Annotated in this window: 16 protein-coding genes; 11 read left to right on the top strand and 5 right to left on the bottom strand. The window is 61.2% G+C overall.

All coding sequences use genetic code 11. From position 1 onward, the window contains the following. Nucleotides 1-11: 11 nt before the first annotated feature. Nucleotides 12-1,403, bottom strand: a complete 1,392-nt coding sequence (locus tag P3T24_RS11525) for a heavy metal sensor histidine kinase (protein WP_429434647.1) — start codon at nt 1,401-1,403, stop codon at nt 12-14. Then, nucleotides 1,400-2,074 carry a heavy metal response regulator transcription factor gene (locus P3T24_RS11520; RefSeq protein ID WP_074266746.1) on the bottom strand — a complete coding sequence of 225 codons (675 nt, stop codon included), beginning with the start codon at nt 2,072-2,074 and terminating at the stop codon, nt 1,400-1,402. Before P3T24_RS11520 ends, P3T24_RS11525 begins: the two co-directional genes overlap by 4 nt. Before the next feature lie 181 nt (nt 2,075-2,255). Between P3T24_RS11520 and P3T24_RS11515 the strand changes: the two genes are divergently transcribed. The 10 genes from P3T24_RS11515 (at nt 2,256) to P3T24_RS11470 (ending at nt 15,054) form a co-directional block, all read left to right on the top strand. Next, nucleotides 2,256-5,486: an efflux RND transporter permease subunit gene (locus tag P3T24_RS11515; protein WP_429435294.1), complete on the top strand. Its 3,231-nt coding sequence runs from the start codon at nt 2,256-2,258 to the stop codon at nt 5,484-5,486. A 77-nt stretch (nt 5,487-5,563) separates the two neighbouring features. Next, complete coding sequence (locus P3T24_RS11510) at nt 5,564-6,802, top strand: efflux RND transporter periplasmic adaptor subunit (RefSeq protein ID WP_429434645.1); 1,239 nt, start codon at nt 5,564-5,566, stop codon at nt 6,800-6,802. Beyond that, on the top strand, nt 6,799-8,319 hold the full coding sequence (locus P3T24_RS11505; protein WP_429434642.1) for an efflux transporter outer membrane subunit: 1,521 nt from the start codon (nt 6,799-6,801) through the stop codon (nt 8,317-8,319). Before P3T24_RS11510 ends, P3T24_RS11505 begins: the two co-directional genes overlap by 4 nt. 418 nt (nt 8,320-8,737) lie before the next feature. Beyond that, nucleotides 8,738-9,088 carry a hypothetical protein gene (locus tag P3T24_RS11500; RefSeq protein WP_429289182.1) on the top strand — a complete coding sequence of 117 codons (351 nt, stop codon included), beginning with the start codon at nt 8,738-8,740 and terminating at the stop codon, nt 9,086-9,088. A gap of 33 nt (nt 9,089-9,121) precedes the next feature. After that, nucleotides 9,122-10,330 carry a bacteriohopanetetrol glucosamine biosynthesis glycosyltransferase HpnI gene (gene hpnI, locus P3T24_RS11495; protein WP_429434639.1) on the top strand — a complete coding sequence of 403 codons (1,209 nt, stop codon included), beginning with the start codon at nt 9,122-9,124 and terminating at the stop codon, nt 10,328-10,330. 96 nt (nt 10,331-10,426) lie between these two features. Beyond that, nucleotides 10,427-11,848, top strand: a complete 1,422-nt coding sequence (gene hpnJ, locus P3T24_RS11490) for a hopanoid biosynthesis associated radical SAM protein HpnJ (protein ID WP_429434636.1) — start codon at nt 10,427-10,429, stop codon at nt 11,846-11,848. A 7-nt stretch (nt 11,849-11,855) separates the two neighbouring features. After that, the gene (gene hpnI / locus P3T24_RS11485; protein ID WP_429434633.1) at nt 11,856-13,091 is read left to right on the top strand and encodes a bacteriohopanetetrol glucosamine biosynthesis glycosyltransferase HpnI; all 1,236 of its coding nucleotides are present in this window, start codon (nt 11,856-11,858) and stop codon (nt 13,089-13,091) included. A gap of 4 nt (nt 13,092-13,095) precedes the next feature. Further along, complete coding sequence (locus P3T24_RS11480) at nt 13,096-14,139, top strand: lysylphosphatidylglycerol synthase domain-containing protein (RefSeq protein WP_429434631.1); 1,044 nt, start codon at nt 13,096-13,098, stop codon at nt 14,137-14,139. A 68-nt stretch (nt 14,140-14,207) separates the two neighbouring features. Continuing rightward, the gene (locus tag P3T24_RS11475; RefSeq protein ID WP_429434628.1) at nt 14,208-14,642 is read left to right on the top strand and encodes a Fur family transcriptional regulator; all 435 of its coding nucleotides are present in this window, start codon (nt 14,208-14,210) and stop codon (nt 14,640-14,642) included. A 31-nt stretch (nt 14,643-14,673) separates the two neighbouring features. After that, on the top strand, nt 14,674-15,054 hold the full coding sequence (locus tag P3T24_RS11470; RefSeq protein ID WP_074266740.1) for a nucleotide pyrophosphohydrolase: 381 nt from the start codon (nt 14,674-14,676) through the stop codon (nt 15,052-15,054). Nucleotides 15,055-15,089: 35 nt separating this feature from the next. On the opposite strand, the gene P3T24_RS11465 is transcribed toward P3T24_RS11470, so the two are convergent. Beyond that, nucleotides 15,090-16,331 carry an NAD(P)/FAD-dependent oxidoreductase gene (locus P3T24_RS11465; protein ID WP_074266739.1) on the bottom strand — a complete coding sequence of 414 codons (1,242 nt, stop codon included), beginning with the start codon at nt 16,329-16,331 and terminating at the stop codon, nt 15,090-15,092. Nucleotides 16,332-16,457: 126 nt separating this feature from the next. Here P3T24_RS11465 and P3T24_RS11460 point away from each other — a divergent pair, with 126 nt between their 5' ends. Continuing rightward, entirely contained in the window at nt 16,458-17,198 is a 741-nt protein-coding gene (locus P3T24_RS11460; RefSeq protein WP_429434625.1) for a class I SAM-dependent methyltransferase, read from the top strand. A gap of 102 nt (nt 17,199-17,300) precedes the next feature. On the opposite strand, the gene P3T24_RS11455 is transcribed toward P3T24_RS11460, so the two are convergent. Both P3T24_RS11455 and P3T24_RS11450 read right to left on the bottom strand, forming a co-directional pair. Then, nucleotides 17,301-17,738, bottom strand: coding sequence for an excinuclease ABC subunit A (locus P3T24_RS11455; protein WP_074266737.1), 438 nt, complete (start codon nt 17,736-17,738; stop codon nt 17,301-17,303). Between the two features lie 42 nt (nt 17,739-17,780). Then, nucleotides 17,781-18,209 carry a signal peptidase gene (locus P3T24_RS11450; RefSeq protein WP_429405944.1) on the bottom strand — a complete coding sequence of 143 codons (429 nt, stop codon included), beginning with the start codon at nt 18,207-18,209 and terminating at the stop codon, nt 17,781-17,783. Nucleotides 18,210-18,222 lie beyond the last annotated feature (13 nt).

Raw genomic sequence — 18,222 nt, 5'->3', positions numbered from 1 at the left:
GCAACGCTCACTCACTGCCGCGGGAAGTGCAAATGGAACTGCGTGGCCGCCGCGTCGCTTTCGACAGTGGCACTGCCGCCGTGCAGTTCCATGATGGTCCGCACGATTGCAAGTCCTAGTCCGGTCGAGCCGGATGAATTGCTGCGCGATCCGTCGACGCGGTAGAAGCGGTCGAACAGCCGTCCAAGATGTTCCGAAGGAATCGGCGTGCCGGGATTGGCGACCGTGACCATCATCCCCTCCGGGGTCTCCCTTGTCGAAAGCGTTAACGTATCGCCACGCGGCGTATAACGCAGTGCGTTCGCCAGCAGATTGCTGACGGCGCGGCGAAACAGATCGACATCGGCATGCAACTGGCCGCTCGCCGTCACCTCAATCGAAATGCCGGCATCCTCCGCTATGCCTTCGAAATAGTCGGCCACTCGTAGCAGCTCGTCGCGCACCGGAAAATCCACGGCCGTCGTCACGTACTGCGGATTGTCGGCGCGAGCGAGAAACAGCACGTTTTCGACCATTCGCGATAGTCGTTCGCATTCCTCGATATTCGATACGAGCAACGCCTGATATTCGTCGGTCGAGCGCGGGCGCGCAAGCGCTACTTCGCTCGCACCGCGCATGTTGCCGAGCGGCGTGCGCAGATCGTGCGCGAGGTCGGCCGTGAACTGCGAGAGTCGCTGGAAGCCGAGTTCGAGGCGTGCGAGCATCGAATTCAGCGCATCGATCAGCGCCGCGAGTTCGCGCGGCACATTGCCGGAGGGCAGGCGCGTATGGAGTTTGCCCACCGTCACGTGGGTAGCGCTGCCGGCAATGTCACGCAGCGGGCGCAACGCGTTGCGTACCGCGACGTAACCGAGCACAACCGCGGCAAGGAGTGCGCACAGCGTCGTCAGGTAGACCGTGTTGCGGTAGCGGGCAAGTAACGCTTCGCGATCGCTCATTTCGCGTCCGACTACCGCATCGACCACCGAACCGTCGGCCAGCGCGATATCCGTGGCAACGCCGCGCATTGTCAGGCCATCGGGGGTATGCCATTCCTGCACGTCATGCTCGAGAATCCGGTTCAACGGTTTCACTTCCTTCAGATCGTCGATCGCAAAGTGCGAGGGATTACGTTCGAGCAGGACGCGACCACTCGAGTCCTGCATTCTGAGGAAGAAAGCCTGATTGCCGAGCACTAGGCTATCGAGCCTGGACTCATGCAGTTTGATGCCCTGCGGTGAATCCAGCTCGGCTGCAAGGCGCCGCAGATGCCGGGCCGTCAGCACCAGGTCGAAGTCGTCCTGGGCGCGAATCTGCTTTGCTAGCGCCTGATACAGCACACCACCGCCGACGCCGAAGACCAGCACGGTGATCAGCGCAAACCAGGCAGCCAGCCTCGCAGTCAACGAGAGCCGTTGCATCATGCGTCCTTCACTTCGAGCACGTAACCGACGCCGCGCACGGTATGCACCAGCTTGACCGGATAGTCATCGTCGATCTTCGAACGCAGGCGGCGGATCGCCACATCGACAACATTCGTGTCGCTATCGAAGTTCATGTCCCACACATATGAAGCGATTTGCGTGCGGCTTAATACTTCGCCGCTGCGCCGCGCAAGCAGATGCAGCAACGCAAACTCGCGCGGCGTCAGGTCGATGCGCTGGCCCGCACGTCGTACCTTGCGCTGGCTCGCGTTGATCTCGAGGTCGCCGATCGTCAGCGTGTCGCTCTCGCGAGCCTGGCCACGCCGTGCCAGCGTGCGTACCCGTGCGAGCAGCTCGACGAAGGCGAACGGTTTGATCAGATAGTCGTCGGCGCCTAGCTCAAGGCCACGCACGCGGTCTTCGATCTCGTCGCGCGCCGTCAGAAACAGAACCGGCGTGTCCTTGCGGCCGCGCAATTGTTGCAGCACTTGCCAGCCGTCCATGCCCGGCAACATCACATCGAGCACGATCACGTCATGAGACTCTTCCAGCGCGAGATGCAGGCCGTCGACACCGTTACGTGCCACGTCCACCACAAAGCCCGACTCCTCCAGGCCCTTCTTGAGGTAGTCGCCGGCCTTCGGTTCGTCTTCGATTACGAGGACTCTCATCGCAGTCGCCTTCCATCGGGTTGCTCGCGGTTTGCCGCCAGGTTGCGCCCAGCGGATGGTTTCGATGATACCCGCGCGGCGGCCCGAAGTTCATTACGAGTTTGTCATCCAGGCGCAATCCCGACGCAAAACCCTGCTCCCTAGACTGCGTCTATTGCTCCCCTTCAGGCGTCGTCTTCTCATGTGGATCGTCAAAATCGCTCTCCGCCGCCCGTACACGTTTATTGTGCTGGCGCTGCTGCTCGTGATCATCGGACCACTGATGATCCTGCGTACGCCCGTCGATATTTTTCCGAACATTGACATCCCCGTAATCAGCGTCGTGTGGAGCTACAGCGGGTTGACGTCTGAGGATATGGCGCACCGCATCGTCGCGCCGTACGAACGCGCGCTGACCTCGGACGTCGGCGATATCGAGCACATCGAATCGCAGTCGCTCAACGGCGTGGCCGTCGTCAAGGTCTTCTTCCATCCCGGTGCCGACATCACGCGAGCAGAGACGGAAGCGTCGGTGAGCGCGCAGTCGTTGCTGAAGGTCATGCCGCCCGGCACGTTGCCGCCCATGGTGCTGACGTTCAACGCGTCGACTGTGCCGATCATGGAACTCGCACTGTCGAGCAAGACCCTGCCGGAACAGACGCTTTATGACCTCGGCAACAATTTTATTCGCACGCAACTGGCGACGGTGCAGGGCGCCGCCGTACCGATTCCGTACGGCGGCAAGGTGCGCCAGATCATGGTGGATATCGATCCACAGGCGATGCAGTCCCACCACGTGACGCCCACCGACGTGGTCAATGCAGTCAACGCACAGAACCTGGCGTTGCCGGGTGGCACGGCGAAGATCGGCACGTTCGAATACAACGTGAACATGAACGGTGCGGCGCTTTCGGTAGCGCAACTGAACAACATTCCCATCCGCACGCAACCCGATGGTACGGTAACGTATGTGCACGACGTCGCAACCGTGCGCGATGGTTATGCGCCGCAGACCAATATCGTGCGTCATGACGGCAAGCGCGCCGCGTTGCTCGAGGTGGAAAAGAGCGGCAGTGTCTCGACGCTCGATATCATTGCCAACATCAAGAGCCTGCTGCCGCGGATCCGCTCGCAGATGCCAAAGGCGCTCGATATCCAGACCGTCACGGACGAGTCGGTGTTCGTCAAGTCGGCGGTACAGGGTGTGATACGCGAAGGTCTGATTGCTGCCGGCCTGACGGCGCTGATGATCCTGTTGTTTCTCGGCAGTTGGCGGGCCACGTTGATCATCGCGATCTCGATTCCGCTGGCGATGATCTCGTCGCTGATCATGTTGTCGGTGCTCGGCCAGACCATCAACATCATGACGCTCGGCGGCCTGGCGTTGGCGGTGGGCATTCTGGTCGACGATGCGACGGTTGCAATCGAGAACATGACGCATCACATTGAGCAGGGGCAGCCGTTATTGCAGGCGATTCTGGAAGGATCAGGCGAGATCGCCGTGCCGACCTTGATCTCGACGTTGTCGATCTGCATCGTCTTCGTGCCGATGCTGCTTTTATCCGGCGTGGCCCGGTATCTGTTCACGCCCCTCGCCGAAGCCGTAGTGTTCGCGATGCTCGCATCGTACTTTCTGTCGCGCACGCTGGTGCCGACGTTGGCGATGTATCTGCTGCGCGGCGCGCATCAGCCGGGTGACGAGGACACGCAGCACGGACGACCCGCGAACCGCCTGGTGCGCTTCCAGCAAAGCTTCGAACGGCGCTTCGAAGCGCTGCGCGGCCGCTACGAGCGGCTGCTGGAGGCAGCACTTGCTGCCCCACGCCGCTTTATCGCGGGTTTTCTGATGGTGTGTATCGGCTCGCTTGCGCTGCTGCCGTTCCTTGGCCGCGACTTCTTTCCGCAAATCGACTCGGGGCAAATTCGCTTGCATATGCGCGCGAAGACCGGCACACGTATCGAACAGACCGCGCGTCTTGCCGACGAAATCGAGAACAGCATCCGCACGGTGATTCCCGCAAACGAGCTGATGACCATCGTCGACAACATTGGCCTGCCAACCAGCGGCATCAACCTCTCGTATAGCAGTTCCGCGCCGATCGGCAGCGCCGATGCCGACATCCTGATCACGCTGAACGCGAAACACAAGCCGACCGCGCAGTATGTGGCGAAGCTGCGGCAGTCGCTTGGTGAGCAGTTTCCCTCAGTGACGTTTTCGTTTCTGCCGGCAGATATGGTGAGTCAGATCCTCAACTTTGGACTGCCGGCGCCGATCGACATTCAGGTGGTGGGCAACAACCTCGACGACAACCGCGCGTTTGCCGACACGTTGCTGAACAAACTTCGCAACGTTAAAGGACTCGTCGATTTGCGCATCCAGCAACCGGACGACGAGCCCGCGATCAACGTGGATGTGGACCGCACCAAGGCGCTGCAGGCGGGACTGCAGCAGCAGGACGTCGCGCGCAGCCTGTTGATTGCGTTGTCTGGCAGTTCGCAAACGTCGCCGAACTTCTGGCTCAACCCGCAAAACGGTGTGAGCTATCCGGTAACGACGGAGGTGCCGCAGTACGACATCAATTCGCTGCAGGCGTTGGCCAATATTCCGCTTAGTTCGATGTTCACGCCGGGCACCGGCGGCTCAGGCAGCAACGCAGGCGAGGTCAACGGGATTCTGGGCACACTCGGCACGTTCTCGCGCGCGACGCAGCAAGCCGTGGTGACGCACTACAACGTGCAACCGGTGATCGATATCTACGGCTCGGTGCAGGGACGCGACCTGGGTGGCGTGGCATCGGACGTTACGCGCATTGTGGATGCCGCCAAAGCGAACTTGCCGCGCGGTGCGCGCGTGGTGATTCGCGGTCAGGTTCAGACCATGGAGAGCTCGTTCAGCGGCCTCGCAACGGGCATCGCCTTCGCAGTGCTGCTCGTGTATCTGCTGATGGTGATCAATTTCCAGTCGTGGATCGATCCGCTCGTGATCGTCTGCGGTTTGCCGGGTGCGATGGCGGGCATCGTCTGGATGCTGTTCCTCACGCACACCACGCTGAGCGTGCCCGCGTTGACGGGCGCCATGATGTGTATCGGCGTGGCGACGGCCAACAGCATTCTGGTGGTGAGCTTTGCACGCGAGCGGCTGGCGCAGGGCATGGCGCCGTTGCAGGCGGCACTGGCGGCGGGCGCGGGGCGCTTTCGTCCAGTGCTGATGACGGCGCTCGCGATGATGATCGGCATGGTGCCGATGGCGCTCGGCATGGGCGACGGTGGTGAACAGAACGCGCCGCTCGGCCGCGCCGTGATCGGCGGCCTGATGATCGGCACGATCGCGACGCTGATGTTCCTGCCGGTCGTCTTTTCGCTGGTGCACGGCTGGCTCGCGAAACGCGAGCCACGCGGCATGACGCAAGCCGAACTAGATCTTCTCAAATGAACGGCTCCGCACCTTGCCTGGGTCCGCTGCCGAATGTCCAGAACCTGATCTGACTTGAATTGACCGGAGTACGCCGCATGTCCACTCAAACCCCCCAGTCCGCACCGGACAGCCGGCGTGCGCCTCAGCACCGGCGCGGCGCCGTGCGTGTCGTTTTGCTCGTAGCCGGCTTTGCCGTTGCGCTTGCCGTGGGCATCGTGCCGCGGCTCAATGCGCGCGCCGCGTTGCAAGCGCAGACCGCCGCGCTCGCGGTACCCACGGTGCAGGTTACGCTGCCCACCGTCGCGCCGCCCGACCAGACGCTGGTGTTGCCGGGCGATATCGAGGCGTATCAGCAGACGCCGATTTTCGCGCGCACCGACGGTTATCTGAAGGCCTGGTACGCAGATATCGGCACCCATGTGAAAGCCGGGCAACTGCTGGCCACGATCGATGCGCCCGAGGTGGACGCCGCGCTGCGCCAGGCACGCGCCGATGAACAACAGGCGCAGGCGAACGATCAGTTTGCGCAGTTGAGCGCGACGCGCTGGCAGCAACTGGTGCAGACACACGCGGTCTCGCAACAGGATACGGACATGAAAGACAGCGACGCACAGGCGAAGCATGCGGCGCTGCTTGCGGCGCAATCGAACGTGGCCCGCCTCGCGCAGTTGCAATCTTATGAGAAGGTTTATGCGCCGTTTGACGGCGTGATTACGGCGCGCAATATCGATGTCGGCGCGTTGATCGACGCGGGCAGCGCTGGCGGCCCCGCCAAAGAGATGTTCGATCTGGCGCAAACTGGCGTGCTGCGTGTGTACGCCGATGTGCCGCAGAACGACGCCGGCACATCGCTCGACGGCACGTCGGCCTGCCTCGAAGTCTCGCAGATCCCTGGGCGTTGCCTGCCCGGAACGGTGGCGCGCAATGCGGGGGCGATCAATGCCGTCACGCGCACGCTGCGTATCGAAGTTGACGTGCCCAACGCGAATGGCGCGGTGCTGCCGGGTTCGTATGGGCAAGTGCATCTGTCGCTGAAGGCCGCCCAGCCGGGCTTGTCGCTGCCGGTGAACACGCTGCTGTATCGGCCGGAGGGTTTGCAGGTGGCCACCGTCGACGAGCAACATCACGTACTACTGAAGACCATCAAACCCGGTCGCGATTTTGGCACGCGTATAGAAGTGGCCTCAGGGCTCGCAGCGACCGACCGGGTGATCCTTAATCCGTCCGACTCGATTACCAATGGCCAGGCCGTGCGGGTTTCTTCTAGCGCCAATTCCAGCAGCGGTACCGGCTCATCGGCGGCGCCCTCGCATGGCACAGGGGGCCAGTCATGATGCCGGTATCGCTCGACCTTACGCGACTGCGTGGGCTTCGCTCGCGGCTGCTCGGTGCTATCTGCGCGGCGAGTGTGCTGGGCATGGCAGGCTGCTCGATCGGTCCGGACTACGTGCGTCCCTCGGTGGTCGTTCCTGCAGCGTATAAGGAAAACGCCGGCACGCCAGACCCCAGCAGCGGTGCGGTCTCAACTCGTGCCAGCCAAACCGCCACAGCACCGGCGCAAGCGACTCCAGGTTGGACCCAAGCGACGCCAGCCGATAACGAGGCACGCGGCGCATGGTGGACACGCTTCAGCGATCCTCAATTGAACACACTCGAAACACGTGTAAGCGTGTCGAACCAGACGATCCAGAAAGCCGTCGCGCAACTGCAGGAAGCACGCGCGATGGTCGAATCCGCTCACGCTGCTTACCTGCCGACGATCGGTGCGGGGACAAGCGCGAGCAGCCTGCACGATTCGGACAACGTGATCGGCCACCAGCAGACGGCCGGCAGGACATTCGGCGACTACGACGTTGCGCTCGATGCGAGCTGGGAGCCCGACCTGTGGGGCAGAATCGCGCACGAAAACGATGCCGCGCGGGCCGGCGCGCAAGCGAGCGCCGCTGATCTCGAGAGCGTGCGGCTCGGCGTGCACGCCGAACTCGCCGTCGACTACTTCAATTTGCGCGGACTCGACGCGTCGAAGCAGTTGCTCGACCAGACCATTGCGGACTATCGCCAGACGCTCGATCTGACTAAAAGCCGCTTCGCGGTCGGCGTATCGTCGCAGGCGGACGTCACCCAGGCCGAGACGCAACTGCAGGCGACCGAGGCACAGGATATCGACCTCGGTGTTGCCCGCGCGCAGTACGAGCACGCGATCGCCACGCTGACCGGCGTACCGGCGTCGACGTTCAGTCTGCCGCCGGCTGCGGCGAATTTCACACCGCCGACGATTCCTGTCGGACTGCCTTCCGAGCTGCTGCAGCGCCGCCCCGATATCGCCGCCGCGGAGCGGCGTGTCGCAGCGGCCAACGACCAGATCGGCGTTGCTGAATCCGCGTTCTTCCCCGATCTGGTGCTATCGGCCACTGGCGGCATCGAGAGTTCGACGCTTACCAACTGGCTCACGGCACCGTCGCGCATGTGGGCTGTTGGGCCGGCGCTGGTCGGCACGTTGTTCGACGGCGGCCGGCGTCGTGCGATGACCGAGAAGGCTCAGGCGCAATACGATGCGAGCGCGGCCGACTACCGTCAGACCGTGTTGACTGCCTTCCAGGAGGTCGAAGACAACCTGGCGTCACTACGCATCTTGCAGCAGGAGGCCGGTAAGCAGGATGAAGCTGTCGCGTCGGCCCAAAAGACCCTGCAGCTTGAGTTAGACCAATACAGGATCGGAACCGTAGGCTATCTGGAGGTTGTCACCGCACAGAGCACGGCGTTGGCGAACGAGCGAACTGCTGTCGACCTCGAGCGTCGACAGATGGATGCAAGCGTGTTGCTGGTCAAGGCGCTTGGCGGAACGTGGTGATTCATTTGAGCGCGCAGGCGTAAGCCAACATAAAGCTTTCCGTACTTTCTCAATCGCTTAAGGAGTTCTGTGCTGAAGATTCGAAGCAAATCCAAAATCGTCATCTTCAACAGGGAGAATTCGTGTGGTGGAGCTTGCGAATGAATTACGCGCAACGGTATCGCTAAAGCGGCGAAACGCGTGCTTAAGTTTACGTTGCAGTAATCATGTCAGGACAGTGAAAGCGTAGGACACTTAAAACAGATCGGGCGCGTTTGCTTAAGGTTCCCTTCAGCTTTGGACCGGTAGTATCGATTCACAACGCATGTATGTATTAGATGCGACCTGAATCCAAACCACGTGCATCTGCTGATCGATCGCCACAAGGAAAATGAAAGCGCCTTCGATATTTCCTCCTCCTGTATCGACGAACTGCGCCATGACACCCGCGACGACCGCAATGCTGCGTGCCTACCTGCTGACAGCGTCACTTGCCGCCGCAGCGATACAAATGGTGGCACTGCTGTCTATTGGCCTATTTGGTGTTCCCGAAGCTGTGTTCACATCCGGGCCCTTTCGTCTCGTGGCTGTGGCGAGCGTTGTGTGCATCGTACTGGTCGTCAAGCGCATTGCCCGCGCTGCATTCCTCTCGGCGCTGTCTCTCGACTACGCCACCGTCACCGACGCGCATTCCAACACCACTTCGGTTTCTCCGGTCTGCCCGGTGCGGATGCTGGTGATCCTGCACCTTCGGTTTAATCGAAGGCCAATTGCGTGGGCTACGTGTTAGCGGAGGCGGCTTCATGGGCGGATCCTTTTAGCGATGATGGAACATCCCGTTTCTGTCTCACAGTGGCTTTTGCTCGCCCTGTGCTGGATCGCTACTTCCTATTCGCTGATCGCCGTCTTTGCCATGCCGTTTTTCAGCAAAGGCCAGAACTCGCGTCGCGTCGGCTGGACCTCTGTGAGCGTGCTCAAGCCACTGTGCGGAACCGAGCCGCGTCTGTACGAAAACCTCGTGACGTTCTGTGAGCAGGCGCATCCGTGCTTTCAGTTGCTGTTCGGTGTTTGCTCACCGGTCGACCCGGCAATCGGCGTGGTGCGACGTCTGCAGGACGCGTATCCGCAGTGCGACATCAAGCTCGTGATCGATTCTCGCGTGCACGGCCGCAATCCTAAGGTCAGCAATCTGATCAACATGGTGCAATGGGCGCGTCATGAGGTGATCGTGCTTGCCGATAGCGATATAGCAGTCAAGCCCGACTACCTCGACACCGTGACAGCGCCGCTTGCGAACATCGATACGGGAGTCGTCACCTGCCTGTATCGCGCGCAGAGCGTCGGCGGATTCTGGCCGCGGGTGGGGGCCCTGTTCATCAACGAATGGTTCGCACCGTCGGTGCGCGTCGCGCATGCGGGCGGCTCGCGCCGCTTTGGTTTTGGTGCGACTCTGGCATTGCGGCGCACGGCGCTTGAGAGTATTGGCGGCTTCGAGACGCTCAAAGACTGCCTCGCCGACGACTACTGGCTGGCCGAACACGCGCGCGCTCTTGGGCTGAACACCGTGTTGTCGCCGGTGATGGTAGCCACCGACGTGATCGAGCCTGCTTTCACGACCCTGTGGTTGCGCGAGATGCGCTGGCTGCGCACGATCCGCTCCGTGAATCCATTGGGATTCGCGTTTCTGTTCGTCACGTTCACCACGCCGTGGTTATTCGCCAGCACGCTGCTGACTCTCTCGCTCACCGCAGCGGATGCCGCTCCAACGCATTCTTTCGCGGCGACCACGGCCTCGATTGGCACCGCTACGGGCTGCATTGCTCGCATTCTTTTGCATGCACGCAGCGCTCGCTGGTCGCGCACATTCTGGCGTGACCTGCCACTTGTGCCGTTGCGCGATATGTTGCTCGCGCTGCAATGGCTGGGCGCGGTGTTCGGCTCCCACGTCGTATGGCGCGGTGCGCGGATGCCGGTCCTCAATCGCGTGGCGCGGCCAGGAGTACCGATCATGGAGATTTTCGATGACCGGTAAGGCATCCCATTCAAGTCACAGCGCGCCGTCGCGCCGCTGCGACTTTTCTCATTCGATCAGTTATCGGATTCAACGCAAATTGCCGGAGCATCATTCATGAAAACGCTGTTTTTGCAGGCCCCGTCGTATGACGGTTTCGATGGCGGCGCGGGGTCGCGCTATCAGGCGAAGCGTGAGATCCGTTCGTTCTGGTATCCGACATGGCTCGCGCAGCCCGCGGCGCTGGTGCCGGATAGCCGCGTGCTCGACGCGCCGGCGGATGGTCTCTCGCTGGAGGCTTCGCTCGATATCGCGCAGCAGTATGAGCTCGTCATCATTCATACGAGCACGCCGTCGTTTCCCACTGACGCGATGTTTGCGCAGGATCTGAAGAAGCGCAAACCGTCGGTGATGATCGGCATGGTGGGGGCAAAGGTCGCCGTTGATCCGCACAACTCGTTGACTGCGAGCGAAGCGATCGATTTCGTCTGCCGTGAAGAATTCGATTTCACCTGCCAGGAAGTGGCGGCGGGCAAACCGTTCGCGCAGATCCAGGGGCTGAGCTATCGCGCTGCGGACGGTTCGATCGAGCACAACGAGGCGCGCCCGATCCTCGAGAACATGGATGAGCTACCGTTCGTGGCGCCTGTCTACAAGCGTGACCTGAAGATTGATAACTACTTCATCGGCTATCTGAAGCATCCGTACGTGTCGATCTACACGGGCCGCGGCTGCCGCTCGAAATGCACGTTCTGCCTGTGGCCGCAGACAGTGGGCGGTCACCGCTATCGCACGCGCTCGGTAGAGAACGTGCTCGAAGAAGTGAAGTGGATCCGTGACAACATGCCTGAAGTCAAGGAGATCATGTTCGACGACGACACCTTCACCGACTTCAAGCCGCGCGTCGAAGAGATCGCACGCGGGCTGGGCAAGCTCGGCGTGACATGGTCCTGCAACGCAAAGGCCAACGTGCCGTATGCGACGCTGAAGATCATGAAGGAAAACGGCCTGCGTCTGCTGCTGGTGGGCTATGAATCGGGCGATGACCAGATCCTGCTGAACATCAAGAAGGGCCTGCGCACGGACATCGCACGACGCTTCAGCGAAGACTGCCGCAAGCTCGACATCAAGATTCACGGCACCTTCATCCTTGGGCTGCCGGGCGAGACGCAGGAGACGATCGAAAAGACGATCGAGTACGCGAAGGAAATCAACCCGCACACGATCCAGGTGTCGCTCGCGGCACCTTATCCGGGCACGACGCTCTACAACCAGGCGGTAGAAAACGGCTGGCTGCAGGAGAACAAGGTGATTAACCTGGTGAGCAAGGAAGGGGTGCAACTCGCGGCGATCGGCTATCCGCACCTGTCGCGTGAAGAGATCTATCACCACGTCGAGAGCTTCTACAAGCGCTTCTATTTCCGGCCCTCGAAGATCTGGGAGATCGTGCGCGAGATGCTGCTGAGCTGGGACATGATGAAGCGGCGTCTGCGCGAAGGCGTGGAGTTTTTTCGCTTCCTGCGCGCTCACGAAGCGTGATGCGGCGATGAAGTCTCTGCTGTGGTTTGCCTGCCTGATCGGTCTGCTGGTCGCGAGCGGACTGATCGCTGTTGAGGGTGCGCTGCGCGGGGAGCATCTGATCCTTATGGCGCTGGCGTTTCTGTGTGGGACAGGCGCCGTGTTCGGCATCGCTTATACGGTGCTGGCCGGCGCGCTGATTGGACGTTTCTTTGCCCGTACCACCTCGGAACCCACCAGCTTTCCGCCGGTCACCATCGTCAAGCCGTTGCATGGCGACGAGTGGACACTGCTCAGCAATCTGTCGAGCTTTTGCCAGCAGGATTACCCGGGTCCGCTGCAATTTCTGTTCGGCGTGCACGACTCGGAAGATCCGGCGCTGCAGACGGTCGAACAACTGCGTCTGCTGCATCCTGATGCGCACATAACGGTTGTGGCCGATGCGCGCCTGTACGGACCCAACCGCAAGATGAGCAACATCCTCAACATGCTGCCCGAGGCGCAGCATGATGTGCTGGTGTTTGCGGACAGCGACGTGAGTGTAAGCCCCAGCTATCTGCGCAATGTGATCGGTGAGTTGCAGAAGCCTGGCGTGGGACTGGTCACCTGCGTCTATCGCGGTCAACCAGATCCGGGTTTCTGGCCGCGGCTGTCGGCGAAAGCGACTAACTATCAGTTTCTTCCCGGCGTCGTGACGGGCCTGGCGTTTGGGATGGCGCGGCCGTGCTTTGGACAGACCATTGCCATGCGACGCGAAACGCTCGAGAAGATCGGCGGCTTCGCGCAGTTCGTGCATCACCTCGCGGAAGATCATGCGATCGGCGAAGCGGTGCGGATGATCGGCGAGAAGGTGGTGATCCCGCCGTTCACGGTATCGCACGCCTGCGTGGAAAGCAGCGTCACCAAGCTGATTGCGCATGAGTTGCGGTGGAGCCGGACGATTCGGACGATCACCCCGGTTGCCCATCTGGGTTCGTCGTTGATGCATCCACTCGCTTTTGCATTGCTTGCTACAGCATTCTCGGGCGGCGCAGCGTGGGCGTGGCCGCTTGTAGCGGCGGCGCTGCTCGCGCGGCTAGCGTTGAAGGTACAGTCGGACCATGCGTTGCGGCAGGCGTATAGCGACTTGTGGCTGCTGCCGTTATGGGACATCGTGTCGTTCCTGATCTTCGTGACGAGTTTCTTTTCGACGCGGGTGATCTGGCGAGGTTTCAGTTTCGAGGTGGACGGCGATGGTTTGCTGTCGCCGGTTCAGGACGAGTAGCGTAATGAAGCATCTGGGTCGTTTTGCTGCACTGGCGGGTTTGATTGCGTCGCTCTGGCTTGTCGTCCATGACAACCCGGGGGCAGTGCTTGGACTGATGCGTGCCGCAGGCGCGGGGTTGGTGCTGGCGGGACTGGCCCATGTCCTGCCGATGCTTGCCAACGCACGTGACTGGCAAAGCCTCATCCGCGGCGCAAACCGCCCGAGCGTTGCGGGCATGTTGCAGCTGGTCTGGATCCGCGAATCGGTCAACAGCATGTTGCCGGTGGCGCGCATCGGCGGCGAGGTGGTGTCGTTCCGCATGATGCGGCGGCGCGGTTTGCGTGGCTCGACCGCGGCGGCGAGTCTCGTCGTCGATATGCAACTCACGCTGATCAGCCAGTTGATGTTCACGATGGTGGGCATCGGCTTTCTGTTCGCGCAAGCGGCATCCGGCACGCTACGTCTCGCTGCCGATCTGGCATGGGGCATTGTCGCGCTCACACCGCTACTGGTGCTGTTTTCGCTGGTGCAGCATGCGAGCCCGTTCGAACGCATCACACGTGTGCTCAACCGTGCAACCAGCGGCAAGCTGGCCGCGCTCGTCGGTCAGTCGGCGCAGATCGATCAGTCGATCAAACTGATCTGGCGCCGCCGTGGCGTCGTGCTGCGCTACCTGTTCTTCTGGCAACCACTGCAGTGCGTATTGACCGCGCTGGAGATCTGGCTCGCGCTGCATTTTCTTGGCGCGCAGGTGAGCTTCACCGAGGCGGTAGTGATCGAATCGCTGATCCAGGCGGTTAGCAGTGCGGCCTTTTTTGTGCCCGGAGGCCTGGGGGTGCAGGAAGGCGGGTTCATCCTGATCGGCGGCGCACTCGGTCTCGATCCTTCAACCTGCCTCGCACTCGCGGGCGCGCGGCGGATTCGCGATCTGCTGATTTTCGTGCCGGGTTTGTTTGCCTGGCAGATTGCCGAGTCTTCCGGCGAGGCGCGCGGCCGACTGGTCAACGCGCTATCGACAACCGCGACAGCGAACGGCCGCAACGACATTGGCAACTCGCGAACCTAAGTGGCATCCTTAAGCAAACCTTAAGCATCCGCGGTGCACGATACCGCCGTCTGTTTCGGCGCCATGAGATGAGAACTGTCTATGCTGAGCTGTCGCGAGCGGGGATACGCGCGACACCCAATCGAGTCGCCGTCCTAACCCTGTTCCGCGACAACCCCGTCGAGCATTTTTCTGCGGATCAGATCTACCGCAGGCTAGCCGCCGACACGGAATCATTCAGCCTGGCGAGCGTCTACCGGACCTTGTCGCATCTGCTCGAGATGGGTTTGATCACGAGTGCCTTACTCGGTGATTCGCGCGTCATTTACGAGTTGAATCGCGGAAAGCCTCACTATCATCTCGTCTGCAATCGCTGCGGTACAATTCGTGATGCCTACGACGCGACGATAGAGGCCGCGTATCGGTCCATGGCGGCCGAGCACCAGTTTGCCTACGCCAGTGCGTCTGCGATTGTCTACGGCGAATGTCCTGACTGTGAGGAGGCTCGCAGGCGCAAGGGCTGAACCGGCCGGCGCGATACGAACAGGATCTACCGTGAACAAGCCTGAATCGCGAAGTGACCTAACAGAATTGCGCGACCTCGTTCGTGAGTTTGTGAACGAACGCGACTGGGACAAATTCCATACTCCGAAGAATCTCGCAACGGCGCTCAGCGTCGAGGCGAGCGAGCTGCTTGAACCGTTTCAGTGGCTTGTTTCGGGGGACAAACATGAAATCGACGAAGCGAAGCTGACCGCTATTCGCCACGAAATGGCGGACGTGCTGGTCTACCTCGTTCGCCTCGCCGACAAGATGGAGGTGGATCTTTTTCAGGCAGTGCTGGAGAAGATGGCCCTCAACCGTGCGAAATATCCCGCCGACCAGGTGCGTGGCGACTCGAGAAAATACTCCGAGTACAAAGACAAAAATCAATAGTGCCCGGAGTTTTTCTCGCGTACCCGCCTAATGCCTTAATGCGTCAGGCAGATCTCATGTAGCGCATCCAGCCGCCGTACAGGGTCGGCGACATACGGATTCGATTCATCCCACGCATACCCAGCCAGGATCGCACTGATCATGCGGCGAATCAAAGTCGTCTGACGCGGATAAAAGATGATGTCCTGCAGCGCGCCCGTGTACCACCGCTCCACGAACGCACGGAACGTATCGATGCCCTTACGCAGCGGTATGTCGTACTCGGCCTGCCAGTCGACCTGCTCGCCGTTCAGCTGACGCTCGAGCGTCTGCACTGCCAGATGCGCCGAACGCAGCGCAATCGTCACACCGGAAGAGAACACCGGGTCCAGAAACTCGCCCGCATTGCCAAGCAGCGCGTAACCCGGCCCGTGCAGATGCTCCACGTTCGCCGCGTACCCGCCAATATGTCGCACCGGCATCAGGAAAGGCGCATTGCCGATCAGCCTCGCGAAAGTCGGCTCCTGTTGCAGTAGCGCACGCAGTTTCTCGTCGCGCTCTTCCTCGGGACCGTCGAGGAACTCAGCTTCGGCGACGCACCCTACCGAAGAACGGCCGCCCGCCAGCGGAATCATCCAGAACCAGACGTCGCGGCGGTCCGGATGCGTGGCGACGCAAATCTTGTTGCGATCGGTAGCGTCGAGCGTCAGGCCGTCGCGCACGTGCGTGAAAATGGCCGCGCGGGTCGGCATGCGCGTCGGCGCCTCGAGATTCAGCAGGCGCGGCAGCACGCGGCCAAACCCGCTGGCGTCGAACACAAAGCGGGCCTGCACCTGATATGCCTGGTTTTCCTCATCGACCACGTCCAGCACTGGCGCGTCGCCGGTTTGCATGGCCCGGACCGTATGTCCGAAGCGCACGTCGGCACCCTGTTCCGCGGCGCAGCGGATCAGAATGTCGTCGAACACAGCGCGTTCGACCTGGTATGTCGTGCCCCAGCCCGGCGTATGCTTGTCGCGGAAGTCGAACGCAGATGACTTGTCGCGCCAGATGAAATGCGCGCCGTTCTTGTGCTGGAAGCCTGCCTGCACGACCGCCTGGAGCATGCCGGCCTCTTCGAGGTAGGCCATGCTTTGCGGCAACAGGCTTTCGCCAATCGAAAAGCGGGGAAAATGCTGCCGCTCGAGGACGAGCACCGAGCGGCCCGCTTTCCTCAGCAAAGCTGCTGCGACCGCGCCGGCGGGACCCGCACCGATGATCGCTACGTCGACGATGTTTCTCGATGGAAGGGAATTCAATCTTTCCTCAAACGGTTATCTAAAGTGAAGTGAACTGCGCCCGCACGGGCCCAGAGCCATTATTCTCCCGCTTGCCATTACAATGGCTTGCGTTCAATCAAAATTCAGAATTGCCAGGTGAAACATATGTCGTCATCTGAACTGTCCCGCGTGCCGTTCGTGCATGAAACGGCCTTCGGAATCTGGTTCCTGCGCACCCATACCTGGGAGCATCACGTCCTGCGTGTCGCGATCAACGACCTGAAGGGTCTGATCGACACGCCGCTGCCTGACGCACCCGTTATTGCAGACGTCGGGTGCGGACAGGGCATTTCGTTTCGTCTGCTAGCCGAAGCGTTTCGCCCGAGCCGCATCGTCGGCATCGATTACCATACACCTTCGCTCGATCTCGCCGCAGAAGCCGCTCGCGCTTGCAAGGCCACGAGTGCCGGCAGTGCGACCGACATCGAGGTGCTGCACGGCGATTGCGCGCAGCTTGCGCTGCCCAGTGCGAGCGTCGATATCGTGTTCTGCCATCAAACGTTTCATCACCTCGTCGAGCAGGAACGTGCGCTAGCCGAATTCCACCGGGTGTTGAGACCGGGCGGCGTGCTGCTGTTCGCTGAATCTACCGACGCCTACATCAAGTCCTGGGTGATCCGCCTGTTGTTCCGTCATCCTATGCATGTGCAGAAGAGTGCCGACGGCTACCTCGACATGATCCGCCAGGCGGGCTTCGCTTTCACGACGCGCAATGTTTCGCTGCCTTACCTCTGGTGGAGTCGAGCGACGGACTTCGGTCTGCTTGAGCGGCTCGGCCTGCATCGTCCGAAACCCGGCAAGCGCCGCGAGACCTTGGTCAACGTTGCGGCCGTTAAAGCGGGCTGACGCACACCGCACCTGTACTGCACCTGCACTGCCCAAGGCGGGGCGGTAAACGGACACTTCTCCGCTTGCCGCCACCGGCCAACACTTCGCTAATACCTTCTTTTACCGCCCTTTCAACGTCACCACATCGCCCACCAGCGCTACGCCGGCGATCACCGCACCTGCGCCGCAGGTGAATTCGGTGGGGCTTTCCGTCAGTTCGTTCTTGTAGTTGCTCTTGATGTTGATGACCGCATTGCCGCCTTCCTGGCGCGCACGGTTCTGCAGTTCGATCACGGCAGAGAGGAACACGTGCTGGCAAGCTTGCAGATCGCTCTTGCCGAACGCATTGGTCTTCTTGTTCGTGGCGAACGAACCATACGACTTTGCGACTGCCGGATGGCTCTGACCGGCGAAGTACAGCGCGACGTCCGGCGTGACTTTGCCCGGTTCGCTCGCAATGGCAGCCTCCACCGGATAGCTGGCGACGGTGTCCCGGGCGAATGCGTGTGACGTAACCAGTGTGGCGCACAACGCGGCAAGCATGAGATGGCGTTTCATGGAGGCTCCTCGTTCTAGTTAGTACGGTGGTGGGTAAGGTGGTTAGTTGGTTTGCAGCACGACGAGATTGCCGCGCACGGCGACGGCTGCAGCGCTTGGACTCACGCCGCAGGTGAAATCGGTGGCCGAGCTGGTCTCGGTGGTATGGAAGCGCGTTTGCACATCCACTACGGCGTTCGCGCCATGTTCTTGCGCATCGGCGCGCAGCTTCGTCAAAGCCTCTGCCAGCGCTCTGCTGCAGGAGTCGTCCTGGCTGCCTTCACCGCGGGCCACGCGCACCGAGTACTTTGCTTCGCCAAGCTGGGTTTGTACGGCGGGATGTGCCTGCGAACCGAAATACACAGCAACGCTGCTTCCTCCAGCGGGCTGCTGCAGGGCCGATTGCAACGGCACCGACCTGACCTGGGTCGCGCATCCGGCTTGCGTAATCACCACCGCAGCCAGTGCCCCGAGCACGAGACCATTCCTCATGGTGTTTTTCCTT

The organism is Paraburkholderia sp. GAS33 (genome assembly GCF_050436645.1).
GTDB classification, from domain to species: domain Bacteria; phylum Pseudomonadota; class Gammaproteobacteria; order Burkholderiales; family Burkholderiaceae; genus Paraburkholderia; species Paraburkholderia phenazinium_B.
Note: the sequence above shows the minus strand (reverse complement) of the source record. Positions and strands in the feature narration are given on the sequence as shown.

What these genes read in the sequence shown, in the direction of transcription:
- P3T24_RS11525 (WP_429434647.1), bottom strand. Translation starts at nt 1,403, where the DNA reads ATGATGCAACGGCTCTCGTTGACTGCGAGGCTGGCTGCCTGGTTTGCG.
- P3T24_RS11520 (WP_074266746.1), bottom strand. Translation starts at nt 2,074, where the DNA reads ATGAGAGTCCTCGTAATCGAAGACGAACCGAAGGCCGGCGACTACCTC.
- P3T24_RS11515 (WP_429435294.1), top strand. Translation starts at nt 2,256, where the DNA reads ATGTGGATCGTCAAAATCGCTCTCCGCCGCCCGTACACGTTTATTGTG.
- P3T24_RS11510 (WP_429434645.1), top strand. Translation starts at nt 5,564, where the DNA reads ATGTCCACTCAAACCCCCCAGTCCGCACCGGACAGCCGGCGTGCGCCT.
- P3T24_RS11505 (WP_429434642.1), top strand. Translation starts at nt 6,799, where the DNA reads ATGATGCCGGTATCGCTCGACCTTACGCGACTGCGTGGGCTTCGCTCG.
- P3T24_RS11500 (WP_429289182.1), top strand. Translation starts at nt 8,738, where the DNA reads ATGACACCCGCGACGACCGCAATGCTGCGTGCCTACCTGCTGACAGCG.
- hpnI (WP_429434639.1), top strand. Translation starts at nt 9,122, where the DNA reads ATGATGGAACATCCCGTTTCTGTCTCACAGTGGCTTTTGCTCGCCCTG.
- hpnJ (WP_429434636.1), top strand. Translation starts at nt 10,427, where the DNA reads ATGAAAACGCTGTTTTTGCAGGCCCCGTCGTATGACGGTTTCGATGGC.
- hpnI (WP_429434633.1), top strand. Translation starts at nt 11,856, where the DNA reads ATGAAGTCTCTGCTGTGGTTTGCCTGCCTGATCGGTCTGCTGGTCGCG.
- P3T24_RS11480 (WP_429434631.1), top strand. Translation starts at nt 13,096, where the DNA reads ATGAAGCATCTGGGTCGTTTTGCTGCACTGGCGGGTTTGATTGCGTCG.
- P3T24_RS11475 (WP_429434628.1), top strand. Translation starts at nt 14,208, where the DNA reads ATGAGAACTGTCTATGCTGAGCTGTCGCGAGCGGGGATACGCGCGACA.
- P3T24_RS11460 (WP_429434625.1), top strand. Translation starts at nt 16,458, where the DNA reads ATGTCGTCATCTGAACTGTCCCGCGTGCCGTTCGTGCATGAAACGGCC.
- P3T24_RS11455 (WP_074266737.1), bottom strand. Translation starts at nt 17,738, where the DNA reads ATGAAACGCCATCTCATGCTTGCCGCGTTGTGCGCCACACTGGTTACG.
- P3T24_RS11450 (WP_429405944.1), bottom strand. Translation starts at nt 18,209, where the DNA reads ATGAGGAATGGTCTCGTGCTCGGGGCACTGGCTGCGGTGGTGATTACG.